Source organism: Cellulomonas sp. P2_F12, from assembly GCF_056403775.1.
This window is the reverse complement of sequence record NZ_JBFUEV010000002.1, coordinates 248,205-261,236: the sequence shown is the minus strand read 5'-3', so window position 1 is coordinate 261,236 and position 13,032 is coordinate 248,205. Positions and strand designations below refer to the sequence as shown.

Annotated in this window: 8 protein-coding genes; 4 read left to right on the top strand and 4 right to left on the bottom strand. The window is 72.1% G+C overall.

Features of this window, described 5'->3' with window-relative positions; genetic code table 11:
- The first annotated feature begins 3 nt into the window (after nucleotides 1-3).
- Nucleotides 4-3,531 (top strand): PKD domain-containing protein, encoded by a 3,528-nt coding sequence (locus AC1DWH_RS06030; RefSeq protein ID WP_477092909.1) that lies wholly within the window; start codon nucleotides 4-6, stop codon nucleotides 3,529-3,531.
- Nucleotides 3,532-3,551: 20 nt separating this feature from the next.
- On the top strand, nucleotides 3,552-4,307 hold the full coding sequence (locus tag AC1DWH_RS06025; protein ID WP_456847159.1) for a CDP-alcohol phosphatidyltransferase family protein: 756 nt from the start codon (nucleotides 3,552-3,554) through the stop codon (nucleotides 4,305-4,307).
- Here AC1DWH_RS06025 and AC1DWH_RS06020 read toward each other — a convergent pair.
- The 4 genes from AC1DWH_RS06020 to AC1DWH_RS06005 are packed head-to-tail and all read right to left on the bottom strand — an operon-like array spanning nucleotide 4,269 to nucleotide 8,446.
- The gene (locus AC1DWH_RS06020) at nucleotides 4,269-5,330 is read right to left on the bottom strand and encodes a glycosyltransferase family 4 protein (protein ID WP_477092908.1); all 1,062 of its coding nucleotides are present in this window, start codon (nucleotides 5,328-5,330) and stop codon (nucleotides 4,269-4,271) included. The two genes, AC1DWH_RS06025 and AC1DWH_RS06020, sit on opposite strands and share 39 nt — an antisense overlap.
- A 1-nt stretch (nucleotide 5,331) precedes the next feature.
- A complete protein-coding gene (locus AC1DWH_RS06015; RefSeq protein ID WP_456847161.1) occupies nucleotides 5,332-6,201 on the bottom strand; it encodes a hypothetical protein in 870 nt (289 codons plus the stop codon).
- A 5-nt stretch (nucleotides 6,202-6,206) separates the two neighbouring features.
- A complete protein-coding gene (locus AC1DWH_RS06010) occupies nucleotides 6,207-7,313 on the bottom strand; it encodes a Gfo/Idh/MocA family protein (protein WP_456847162.1) in 1,107 nt (368 codons plus the stop codon).
- Nucleotides 7,310-8,446, bottom strand: coding sequence for a DUF1972 domain-containing protein (locus tag AC1DWH_RS06005; RefSeq protein ID WP_477092907.1), 1,137 nt, complete (start codon nucleotides 8,444-8,446; stop codon nucleotides 7,310-7,312). The genes AC1DWH_RS06010 and AC1DWH_RS06005 overlap by 4 nt, the downstream gene beginning before the upstream one ends.
- Before the next feature lie 241 nt (nucleotides 8,447-8,687).
- Here AC1DWH_RS06005 and AC1DWH_RS06000 point away from each other — a divergent pair, with 241 nt between their 5' ends.
- Together AC1DWH_RS06000 and mfd are read left to right on the top strand one after the other, a co-directional pair.
- A complete protein-coding gene (locus tag AC1DWH_RS06000; RefSeq protein WP_456847164.1) occupies nucleotides 8,688-9,134 on the top strand; it encodes an FAD synthase family protein in 447 nt (148 codons plus the stop codon).
- A gap of 212 nt (nucleotides 9,135-9,346) precedes the next feature.
- Nucleotides 9,347-13,024: a transcription-repair coupling factor gene (mfd, locus tag AC1DWH_RS05995; RefSeq protein ID WP_477093217.1), complete on the top strand. Its 3,678-nt coding sequence runs from the start codon at nucleotides 9,347-9,349 to the stop codon at nucleotides 13,022-13,024.
- Nucleotides 13,025-13,032: the final 8 nt, after the last annotated feature.

Sequence of the window (13,032 nt, the reverse complement as noted above, 5' to 3'; positions counted from 1 at the left end):
ACGATGCGATCAGCGCAGCGGGTCGGGTGGCGTCGCGCCGCGATCGTCTCTGCCGCGGCGCTCGTGGTGGTCGGCCTGGTGAGCATGCCGACCGCCGCGACGGCCGCCGGCCCGGTCCAGGACCCCACGGTGACGGCGGACCCGCTGCCGACCGTGCAGATCAACGGCGTGGTGTGGTCGCAGGTCGTCGTCGGGACCACGGTCTACGTCGCCGGTGACTTCTCCACGGCCCGGCCCGCGGGCGCCGCGGCGGGGGTCTCGACGACACCCCGCGCCAACCTGCTGGCGTACAACCTCACCACCGGCGCGCTGATCACGTCGTGGGCGCCGACCCTGGACGCGCCCGCCTACGCGATCGCCGCGTCGCCGGACGGCACCCGCATCTACGTCGGCGGTGACTTCACCCGAGTCAACAACGTGGCGCGCAACCGCTTCGCCGCGCTCACCGCGAGCACGGGTGCGCTGGTCACCGCGTTCAGCGGCGGGGCGAACGCCGCCGTGCGCTCCATCGTCGCGACGGCCTCGACGGTGTACGTCGGCGGCAACTTCAACACCGTCGCAGGCCAGGACCGGCCCCGCGTGGCGGCGTTCAACGCGGCAACGGGGGCCATCACCACGTGGCGCGTCTCGGTCCAGCCCCGGCAGGTGGACGCGATCGCCCTGAGCCCGAACGGCAGCCAGCTCTACATCGGCGGTCGGTTCGACAAGATCAACGGCGTCGCCCGGCAGGGCATCGGCGCGGCGGCCACGTCCAACGGCGCGACGACGGCCTGGACGGTGAACCCCGAGATCTACGCGTGGGGCTACTCCGCGGGCATCCTGAGCCTGGCGACGGACGGCAACCTGGTCTACGGCACCAGCTTCGGCCTGCTGACCGACGACACCAGCGACACCAACCTCGAGGGCATGTTCGCGGCGGACCCGGTCACGGCCGACCTGGCGTGGGTCGAGGACTGCCACGGCGACACCTACTCGGTGTACCCGAACCCCGGCAAGGACCACGTCTACATCGCCGGGCACCCCCACATGTGCTCGAACTTCGGCGGCTACCCCGAGATCAGCCCGCGGCGGCACCAGTACGGCGTCGCGTTCTCGAAGACCCGGACGGGCAAGATCCAACCGAACGTCCAGGGCGTCTACAAGAACCTGGACGGGCTGCCCGCGACGTCGCAGCGCACGTTCTGGCCGGTGTTCAAGCCGGGCACCTACACCGGGACCGGCCAGGCCACCTGGAACGTGACCGGCAGCGGGAAGTACGTCGTGTACGGCGGCGAGTTCCTGCAGGTCAACGGCGTGAACCAGCAGGGCATCGTCCGGTTCGCGACCGCCGACATCTCGCCCCACAAGCAAGGGCCCGTGCTCACGGGCTCGGCGCTGCAGCCGACCGCCGCCGCCCGGGCCCGGGGCACGGTCCAGGTCTCGTGGCCCGCCAACTGGGACCGCGACGACGACGCCCTGACCTACCGGGTGCTGCGCGGCAGCTCGACCACGCCGGTGTACCAGGTGACCCGCGGCTCGCGGTTCTGGGACCTGCCGCGGCTCTCGTTCACGGACACCGGCCTGGCCGACGGCACGTCGTACTCCTACAAGATCCAGGCGGTGGACCCGTCCGGCAACGCGGTCACGTCCCCGTCGGTCACCGCCACCACGCCGGGCTCGAGCGCGGCCACCCTTGGCGCGTACGCGACGGCCGTACTGACCGACAACCCGGCCGGCTACTGGCGGCTCGGTGAGGCGAGCGGGACGGCGCCGGACTGGACCTCCTACGGCAGCGCCACGGTGGGCAGCAGCGGCGTCACGCGCAACCAGCCGGGCGCCATCGCGGGCGACCCGAACGGCTCCATGACGTTCAGCGGGTCCAGCACGGCGCGGGTGTACAGCACCCAGAAGGTCGCCGCCCCGTGGAACTTCACCGTCGAGGCGTGGTTCCGGACGACGTCCAGCGCCGGCGGCAAGATCGTCGGCTTCGGCAGCACGTCGGGCACGGGGAACAGCAGCACCACCGACCGCCACGTCTACATGCGCGCCGACGGCCGCCTGAGCTTCGGGGTCAACCCCAACGCCGTGCGCGTGATCACGTCGCCGGCGGCCTACAACGACGGCGCCTGGCACCAGGTGGTCGCGAGCGCGGGCCCGCGCGGCATGGAGCTCTCGGTCGACGGCGCGCTCGTCGCGACGAACCCGGACGTGACGTTCGGGCAGATCGTCTCCGGGTACTGGCGGATCGGCGGCGACAACCTGTCCGGCTGGCCGGGCGCCGCGGGGACAGCCTTCGTCGGCAGCATCGACGAGGTGTCGGTCTACGGCCGGCAGCTGGACCAGGCCGACGTCCAGCGGCACCGGAGCATCGGCACCACGGGCACCGCGTCGAACCTCGCTCCCGTGGCGCGGCTCTCGGTGACCGGCGGCTCGCTGTCGGCCTCCGCCAACGCCTCCGCCTCGACCGACACCGACGGCACGATCGTCCGGTACGACTGGGCCTGGGGCGACGGGCAGACGTCGAGCACCACGACACCGACCACGACCCATCCGTACGCGTCGGCCGGCACCTACGCGGTGACCGTGACGGTGCGGGACGACGACGGGGCGACGTCGGCGGCGACCGCGAGCGCCGTGGTCACCGGGCCCAACCAGCCCCCGACGGCGGCGATCAGCGTGACCGGTCCACCGTCGCCCACCGTGCAGGTGTCGGGCGCCGGCTCGAGCGACCCCGGCGGCTCGATCAGCTCGTACGCGTGGACGTTCGGCGACGGCGGCACGGCGACGGGCGTCACGGCGACCCACCAGTACGTGACCTCGGGGACCTACCCGATCACGCTCACGGTGACCGACAACGGTGGCGCCGTGGACACGGAGACCGTCAGCGTGACCGTCGTCGTTCCCGCCGGCCCCGTCGTGCTGGCCTCCGACTCCTTCGAGCGGTCCGTGGCGAGCGGGTGGGGGACGGCGAACAGCGGGGGCGCGTGGACGGCCGACGCGGCGACCTCGGTGGGCTCGGGCACGGGGGCGATGCCGCTCGCCGCGGCCGGGGGCGTGCTCAGCGCGACCCTGCCCGGCGCGAGCTCCGCGTCCCTGCGCGAGCAGGTCACGTTCTCTCTGGACAAGCGACCCGCCGGCTCCGGCGGGTGGGTGCTGGTGCGCGGCCGGCTGGTCGACGGCGCGGGGGAGTATCGGCTGAAGATCGCGCTGTCCTCCGGCGGCGGGGTCTCGGCCCGGCTGTTCCGGACCGACGCGGGCGGCGCCGAGACGGCCGTCTCCAGCGCGGTCACGGCCACGGGCGTCACCTACACCACCGGTACTGCCCTGGCGGCTGCCTTCGAGGTGGTGGGCACGTCGCCCACCACGCTGCGCGCCAAGGTGTGGAACGCGGCGCAGGCCGAGCCCGCCGCGTGGCTGGTGCAGGCCACCGACGCGACGGCCGGTCTGCAGGCTGCCGGATACACCGGTCTGGCTGCCATCCTGTCCTCGTCGGCGTCCAACGCGCCGGTCGTGGCACGGTTCGACAACTACACGATCACGGCGGTGCCGTGACTGGGGGTCAAGTGGACGACGTGACGACCGCACCGAGCTACCGGGAGATCGTGGCGCGCCTCGCCGCGGCGCAGAAGGCCTCGCGCAACGCGCCGGCCTACTCGCGCTGGGTGAACCGCCCGCTGGGCCGGCGGATCGCCGCGGCCGCCTACCTGCGGGGGATGACCCCGGACCAGGTCACGGGCATCAGCGCGTGCCTGACGGTGGTCGGGCTGGCGTTCCTCGTCACCGCGCAGCCCGCCTTCTGGGTGGGTGTGGTCGTCTCGCTGGCGCTCGTGCTGGGGTACGCGTTCGACTCGGCGGACGGGCAGCTCGCCCGGCTGCGCGGCGGCGGCTCGCCGCGCGGGGAGTGGCTCGACCACGTCGTCGACTCCGCCAAGAACGTGTCCGTGCACCTGGCCGTGCTCGTCGCGTGGTTCCGGTTCGCGGGCGAGCGGGTGTTCTCGTGGGAGGGCGACACCTTGCTGCTGGTCCCGCTGCTGTTCGCCATCGTGTCGACCGTCTTCTTCTTCGCCATGACGCTGACTGACCAGCTACGCCGGCTCTACGGCGGCAAGCCCACGTCGACCTCGGCGGAGGCCATCGCCGCCAAGGCGCCCGTCATGGCCTCGCTGATGACGCTGCCGAACGACTACGGGCTGCTCTGCGTGGCGTTCGTCCTGGTCGGCCTGCCCGCGGTCTTCGCGCCGTTCTACACGCTGTTCCTGCTGGCCAACGTCGTGTTCCTGGTGGTCGGTCTACGGCGCTGGTCGGGCGAGCTGCGGGGCAAGGGCTGACACGACGGCGTCGCGCAGCCGGCGCGTCACGTCGGCCCAGTCGGGCGCGACGAACGCCGCCGGGCTGACCGGCGGCGCCTGCAGCGCGACCGCGATGGCGTCGACGTCGAGCGGGTCGACGTAGGCCGCACTCGCGCCGAGGTTCTCGCGCATCACGGGGATGTCGGCGGCGAGCACCGGGCAGCCGAACGCGAGCGCCTCCACCGGCGGGAGCCCGAAGCCCTCGTCGAGCGAGATGTACACGAACAGGCCCGCGTTCTTGTACAACCACGCGAGCTCACCGTCGTCGACCCGTCCGAGGAAGCGGATGGCCCCGGACGTCACGGCGTCGCGCACGTCCGGACCCAGGTCGGCGCGGGCACCCTCGGGCTCGCCGACCACCAGCAGGGGCCGCGCAGCGGTGATCGCCCCGGACCGGGCGGCGGCCGTGAACAACCGGCCGAGGTTCTTCCGTACGTTGAGCCGCCCGACGCTGAGCACGAACTCGTCGACGTCCACGCCGGCCGGTCGCCGCGGTTCCGCCGTCGCCAGCTCCGTGCCGACCGCCAGGCCGATGGGGACGACGGGGGCGATGCCCCTGTTGTGCGACGCGATGCGCTCGGCCTCGTGGTGCGAGCTCGTCGCGACGACGTCGGCCCGGCGCAGCGTCCACGGCACCAGCTGCAGGTACGCGCGCTCGGGCACGGTGAACCACTCGGGGTTCGTCTGGAACATGACGTCGTGCACGAACACGGCGCTGCGGCCCGTCCACGGCGTGAAGTTGTGCACCACCGCGATGTCGGCGCCCACCTTGCGGGCGATCCTCGGGTAGTCGACGACCGACGCGACGCCGTGCGGCCACAGCCTCGTGCCGACCAGGTCCACGCCCGGGGGAGGCTCGACCTCGCCGAGGACCTTGTGCGGCACCACCATCGTGACCCGGTCGTCGAACAGGTCGACCCAGTGCCGGATGATCTCCCGCTGGACCTGCCGGTTGGAGATGGGCCCGGCGGCCCACCAGTAGCCGTCGACGAGGACGTGCACGTCAGTCCCGGTCGGCCCAGAGCTCGTCGACGATCTGGCGCGTCGACCGGATGTTCGCCCGGCTCGACGCACCGAACACGATCGACTCGACGTTCGGCAGCCCGCACACCCACTCGAGCGCCTCGCGCGGCGGGATGGCCCCCGACGCGAGCACGGACATGGCGATCGGCCGGAACTTCTTCTCCTCGAGCACGCGCTCGTACTCCGCGATGCCTCCCGACATGCGGAAGCCCAGCTTGTTGATGCTCGAGCAGACGATGGGGTTCACGACGCCCACCCGCTCGAGGGCGTCCAGCAGCATCGGCAGGTTCATCGTGATGAAGCCCGGCTCCGCGTCGTACCGCTTGCGCACGTGGTTGGCGAAGATCGCGAAGGCGTCGTCGAACCCGAGCCCCAGCAGCAGGTCGACCACCACGTTCTGCAGGAAGATCACCGGCGTCGACAGCCCGCGGAACATGGTCATCTCCGCGTCGACCAGCAGCGTGATGAGGCTCTCGACGTCCTTGCGGGCCAGGGCCTTGCCACCGCGCATCGCCGAGTCGAGGAACCCCTCGTCGGGCAGGAAGCGCCGGACCGCGCCGAGCATCCCGTCCTCGGCCATCGCGTTGGCGTACTTGTGGGCGTACGGCATGCACGGGTAGAAGGTCGAGGCCGCGGCGCGCGCGGGGTCCGCGCGGACCAGGTCCGCGATCTGCGCGACCCGGTCGTGCGTGGTGCACATGAACGTGGTGACGCCCTCGTCGAACGCGGCGTCGAGGACGTTCATGATCGCGGAGAGGTCCTGGAACTTGATCTCCTGGGCGCGGGCCTTCTCCTCGGACATGTGGTTCACGCCGAAGAACTGGTTGTCGCCGAACAGCAGCTGGTCCATGGCCGTCACCGCTGCGGGAGCAGTCGGCGCAGCCCGGTGCGGGCCGGCGGGGCGGGGGCCTTGCGGACGGGCTGCCCGCCGCCGACCGGGGTCGGCGGCTTCTCGGCGTCGGCCACGATCGCGGCGATGACCAGGTCGGTGTCGGCGGCCGACCGGAACGAGTTCTCGCCCTTGGTCGTGCCCGTCACCACGCGCTGCACGAACGCGTCGACCTGGCTGCTGTACTCCTCGCCGCGCACGTAGAACCAGACCGGCTCCGTGAGATCGGTGGTGTAGCGGACGTTCCAGCCCTGTTCGTAGCCCGGGGGAACCTCGGCCGTGTCGCGCAGGTACACCTGCACCTCCTGGCGGTCGACGAAGATCCTGCCGTGCGTGCCCCACAGGGTAAGCTTGGTGGTCATCTTGCGCTGGGACTCGTCGCTCCAGCTCACGCTGAGCGTCGCGGTGGCGCCGGTGGCCAGGTGCAAGGTCGAGGTGACCTCGTCGTCGGTCTCGCCGGAGAAGACGCGGGCCAGGACCGACCCGCTGACGCCCGTCGGCAGTCCGAAGTACCAGGTCAGCAGGTTGAGGGGGTGCGCCGCGTAGTCGTAGAGGCAGCCGCCGCCCTCGGTCCGCTTGCTGCGCCAGGTAGCGCCCTTGGGCTTGAGCACCACGGGCCCGTACGCCTCGGCCAGCACATGCGTGACGGTGCCGATGGCCCCGGCGTCGAGCAACCGGCGGACCTCCTCGAACGCCCCGACGAACCGGTAGTGGTAGCCCACCTGCGTGACCAGCCCGAGCTTCTCGGCCCGGACGGCGAGCGCCTCGGACTCGGCGGGGTCGAGGCAGAACGGCTTCTCGCAGAACACGTGCAACCCGCGGTCCAGGGCGGCGGACACCTGGGCGCCGTGCATGACCGACGGCGTGCAGATGACGACCGCGTCGAGGTTCGCCTTCTCGAGCATCGTGTCGTAGTCGGTGTACGTGGTCATGCCCGTGTTCTTGCCCAGCACCGACAGGACGTACGCGGAGGTGTCGCACACGCCCGCGAGCGTGACGTCGGGGTGCGCGTTGAACATGGCCAGGTGGGACAGGCCCATCTTGCCGAGGCCGACGATGCCGACGCGGATCATGCCGCCACCCCCTGTCGCGGAGCGCGGTCCTTGGCCGGCAGGTGCCGTTCGAGCAGCTCCTCGTACTGGCCGGCGACGTGCGCCCACGTGAACTCCGCCGCGTGCCGCTTGCGGGCGTTCTCGCCCAGCTCGGTCCGCAGCGCGTCGTCCGCGAGCAGCCGGGTCAGCGCCTCGTCGGCGTCGTCGACCCCCGTGAAGAAGAGCGCCGCGTCGCCCGCGGTCCACCGGTTGTACTCGTTGTCGTGCGCGAGCACCGCGTTGCCGGCGCCCAGCGCCTCGACCAGCGAGGGGTTGGTCCCGCCGACCGTGTGCCCGTGCACGTAGGCCGCGCTGTGGAACCGCAGCGCCGTCACCGTCGCCGGGTCGTATACCGGCCCGAGCAGGTCGACCTCGTCGCCCGCGGCCGCCCGGATGGCCAGGTGGTACGGGTCGTCGTGGCCGACGTCGCCGAGGACGGCGAGGCGGAACCCGCGGGGCCGGCGGGAGAAGGCGGTGAGCAGCTCGACGATGGAGTTCTCCGGGATCGGACGCGCGATGAGCGTCAGGTAGCGACCGGGCTCGAGGCCGCGGTCGGTGACGGGTGCGGTCGGCGCGGAGACCACGGTGGGGGCGCCGTACGTGATCGTGGCGATCTTGCGGTCCTTGGCGTGCTTGCGCAGGTACACGGCGATCTCGGGGTGGTCGGCGATGAGGGCGTCGCCCACCAGGCACCCGATCCGCTCGTTGGTCCAGAGGATGGCCTGCCGCACCGGACCCCAGCGCGCCCGGGACCACTCGATCCCGTCCATGTTGATCACCGTGGGGATGCGCTTGAGCTTGTGCCAGGTGTTGAGCACGGCCGTGTTGTAGCCGAACGTCAGGCACAGGTCCCCGTACCGACCCGCGTGGCGGATCACCTTGAGGTCGAACCGGGACGTGCCGAGCCAGCCGTCGCGGGGCTCGGGGATGGTCACCCGCTCGATGCCCTCCCACGTGTCGTACCGCACCGGTCCGGTCCCGGGTTCCTGGCAGTAGACGACGACGCGCCACCCGTTGTCGACGAGGTGGCGCGCGACGTTCTCGGCGGCGGTCTCGAAGCCGCCGTACGCGGCTGGGACGCCGTGCGTGCCGAGGATCCGCACGGTTCTCGTCATCGGCAGATCCTCCTGACCTCGGGGTGAACGGGACGTGAACGGCCAGGAGCCGACCGGGGGAGCACGTCGAAAGTACCCCAATGCGGACATCTCGCTACCACCCTCGTGCAGATTTCGCCCGCTCAGCGGTACCCGAACGGGTGGTCCCGGGCGCGCGGGTGACTTTTGTGGAGAAGGGCGGACATTTCGGACGACGGTTCCTAGACTCGGCACCACGGTCAGGTCGAGCGAGAGGACGCACATGACGGTCGTCGGTTATGCGCCCGGGGTCTACGACCTCTTTCACGTGGGGCACCTCAACATCCTTCGGCACGCCCGCCAGCACTGCGACCACCTCATCGCCGGCGTCGTCTCCGACGAGAACGCCGAGCGCGTGAAGGGCAAGGCGCCCGTCGTCCCGCTCTCCGAGCGGCTCGAGGTCGTGTCCGCGCTGTCGATCGTCGACGAGGCCGTGGCGGAGGTCTGGGGCTCCAAGCGCGAGACCTGGGACCACGTGCGGTTCGACGTCATCTTCAAGGGCGACGACTGGCGCGGGACCCCGAAGGGTGCCGCGCTCGAGGCCTCCATGGCCGAGGTCGGCGTCCGTGTCATCTATTTCCCGTACACGGTGCACACCTCGTCCACGCAGCTGCGCCGCGCGCTCGAGCTCCTGGGCGAGGGGACCGAACCGGAGGCTGCGGCCGTCTGACGCCACCGGGCGTCGGCTGCGGCCGTCTGACGCGACCGCGTTTCTCCCCCGTCGACGGGGAGGGACGCGGTCGACCACGTCCACGGCCGCCCGGGCTCGATGTCGGACCCCGGACGTAGACTTCTCGCGCACCCCGGCTCCTCCTGGAATCGGGGCGTTCGCGTTGCCTGTGCCCCGGCGCGCGCGTGCTCCGCCGATCGATCAAGGACCTCATGGACCTCACCGGCCTCCTTCCCGCCCTGCTCGCCGACCCGGCCGCCGCCGCGGCGGTGGAGTCCGTCCGTTCCCGCGGCGAGCTCGACGTCGTCGGCCCGGCTGGGGTCCGCCCGCCGCTGCTCGCGGCGCTGGCGTCGGGGCGTCCGCTGGTCGTCGTGACCGCCACGGGCCGCGACGCCGACGAGCTCGCCGCGGCGGTCCGCTGCTACCTGCCGGCCGACGACGTCGCGGTCCTGCCGTCGTGGGAGACGCTGCCGCACGAGCGCCTCTCGCCGCGCAGCGACACGGTGGCCCGCCGGCTGGCGGTGTTCCGGCGGCTGGCCCACCCCGAGACCGAGGGCCACGCCGGTCCGGTCCGGGTGCTGGTGCTCCCCGTGCGCGCGCTGCTGCAGCCGGTGGTCGAGGGCCTGGGCGAGCTCGAGCCGGTCGCGATCAGCACGGGGGACCGGGTCGACCTGGCGGACCTGGCCGAGAAGCTGGTCGCGGCCGCGTACACGCGGGTCGACATGGTGGAGAAGCGCGGCGAGTTCGCGGTGCGCGGCGGGATCATCGACGTGTTCCCGCCCACCGAGGACCACCCGCTGCGCGTCGAGCTGTGGGGTGAGGACGTCGAGGAGATCCGCTGGTTCTCCATCGCGGACCAGCGCAGCCTCGAGGTGGCCGACCACGGCGTGTGGGCGCCGCCGTGCCGGGAGATCCTGCTGACCGACGCGGTCCGGGCTCGCGCGCTCGAGCTGATCCCCCAGCTGCCCGGCGCCACGGACATGCTGGACCGGCTCGCGCAGGGCATCGCCGTCGAGGGCATGGAGTCGCTGGCGCCGGCGCTGGTCGACCACATGGTGCCGGTGCTGGACCTGGTGCCCGACGACGCCCTGATGGTGATGGTCGACCCCGAGCGCGTCCGCCGGCGGGCGCACGACCTGGTCGCGACCACGCAGGAGTTCCTCGAGGCGGCGTGGACGTCGGCGGCGGCCGGCGCGGCGACGCCCCTGGACCTGTCGGCGGCGAGCTTCGCCTCGTTCGCGGAGATCCGCGCGCTGTCCGCGGTCCGCGGGCTCGGCTGGTGGACCCTCTCGCCGTTCTCGCTCGACGTGGATGCCGCGGAGGCGGCGACGCCCGATGACTTCTACGAGGGGTCGACCGGCACGGGCCACACCGCCGCGCGCAACCTCGCCCCGCACCTGTCCGCGATGGCCGACGATCTCGCGGCCACCGCGCAGACGGTCGTGATCGCGGCGCGGGACGTCGAGCGGTACCGCGGCGAGGTGGCCCGCGCGGTCGCCGACGTCCGCACCCTGCAGCAGGCCGGCTGGCGGCTCGTGCTGGCCACCGAGGGCCACGGCCCGGCGCAGCGCATGGTCGAGCAGCTCAAGGCGGCCGAGGTGCCGGCGCGGCTGGTCGCGACGATCACCGAGGAGCCCGAGGGCGGCGTCGTCCTCGTCGTGCCCGCGCCCGTCGGCCCCGGGTTCGTCGCCGACCCGCTGCGCCTCGCGGTCTTCTCCGAGTCGGACCTCACCGGCCGGGCCGGGACGTCCACCCGGGACATGCGCCGGATGCCGAGCCGGCGCCGCAACGTGGTGGACCCGCTGCAGCTGCGGCCGCACGACTACGTGGTGCACGAGCAGCACGGCGTCGGCCGGTTCGTGGAGCTGGTGCAGCGGACCATCGGCACCGGAGCCAACGCGGCGACCCGCGAGTACCTGGTCATCGAGTACGCGAGCAGCAAGCGGGGCCAGCCGGGCGACCGTCTCTTCGTGCCCAGCGACCAGCTCGACCAGGTGACCAAGTACGTCGGCGGCGAGGCCCCGACCCTGTCCAAGATGGGCGGCGGCGACTGGGCCAAGACCAAGGGCCGCGCCAAGAAGGCGGTCAAGGAGATCGCCGCCGAGCTGATCCGGCTCTACTCGGCCCGGATGGCGACCGCGGGGCACGCGTTCGGACCGGACACCCCGTGGCAGCGCGAGCTCGAGGACGCGTTCGCGTACGTCGAGACCCCGGACCAGGCCGCGACGATCGACGAGGTCAAGGCGGACATGGAGAAGCCGATCCCGATGGACCGGCTGGTCTGCGGGGACGTCGGCTACGGCAAGACCGAGATCGCGGTGCGGGCGGCGTTCAAGGCGGTGCAGGACGGCAAGCAGGTGGCCATCCTGGTGCCGACGACGCTGCTGGTGCAGCAGCACCTCGACACCTTCAGCGAGCGGTACAGCGCGTTCCCGGTGACCGTGAAGGCGCTGAGCCGCTTCCAGACGCCCAAGGAGTCGAAGGAGGTCGTGGCAGGCCTGGCCGACGGGTCGGTGGACATCGTCATCGGTACGCACCGGCTGATCACGGGCGAGGTGCGGTTCAAGGACCTCGGGCTCGTGGTGATCGACGAGGAGCAGCGGTTCGGCGTCGAGCACAAGGAGACGCTGAAGGCCCTGCGCACCAACGTCGACGTGCTGGCCATGAGCGCGACCCCGATCCCGCGCACGCTCGAGATGGCCGTGACGGGCATCCGCGAGATGTCGACGCTGGCCACCCCGCCGGAGGAGCGGCACCCGGTGCTCACGTTCGTCGGCGCGTACGACGAGAAGCAGATCAGCGCCGCCATCCGCCGCGAGCTGCTGCGCGAGGGCCAGGTGTTCTACGTGCACAACAAGGTGGACTCGATCGAGAAGACCGCGTCCCGGCTCATGGAGCTGGTGCCCGAAGCCCGCGTCGCGGTGGCCCACGGCAAGATGAACGAGCACCAGCTCGAGCAGGTCATCGTCGACTTCTGGGAGAAGAGGTTCGACGTCCTGGTCTGCACGACGATCGTCGAGACCGGGCTGGACATCTCCAACGCGAACACCCTGATCCTGGAGCGGGCCGACCTGCTCGGCCTCTCGCAGCTGCACCAGCTGCGCGGCCGCGTCGGCCGCGGGCGCGAGCGGGCGTACTCCTACTTCCTGTACCCGCCCGAGAAGCCGCTCACGGAGACCGCGCACGACCGCCTGCAGACCATCGCCGCGAACACCGACCTCGGCGCCGGAATGGCGGTCGCCATGAAGGACCTCGAGATCCGCGGCGCCGGCAACCTGCTGGGCGGCGAGCAGTCGGGCCACATCGAGGGCGTCGGGTTCGACCTCTACATCCGCATGGTCGGCGAGGCGGTGGCCAACTTCCGCGGGGACGTCGAGGAGGAGGTCCCGGACGTCACCATCGAGCTGCCCGTCGACGCGCACATCCCGCACGACTACATCGCGCACGAGCGCCTGCGCCTCGAGGCGTACCGCAAGATCGCGGCGGCGCTGGACACGGCGACGCTCGGCGACGCCCGGGCCGAGCTGGTCGACCGCTACGGCGCGGTGCCGGCCGCCGTCGACAACCTGTTCGAGGTGGCCGAGTTCCGGCTGCACGTGCGCGCCGCCGGGCTGTCCGACGTCACCGCGCAGGGCAAGTTCATCCGGTTCGCGCCGGTCGACCTGCCCGAGTCGGCGCAGCTGCGGCTCAAGCGGCTCTACCCGGGCTCCGTGCTCAAGCCGGCGCTGCGGACCGTGCTGGTGCCGTGGCCCATGACCGCGAGGATCGGAGGCAAGCCCGTGCAGGGCCGCGAGGTGATGCTGTGGGCGAAGCAGTTCATCGACGCCGTCGTGCGCGGGGACGTCGCCGCGGCCGCCGCCGTGGGCACGGTGGGCTCCGCACGTAGGTGAGGGCCCTA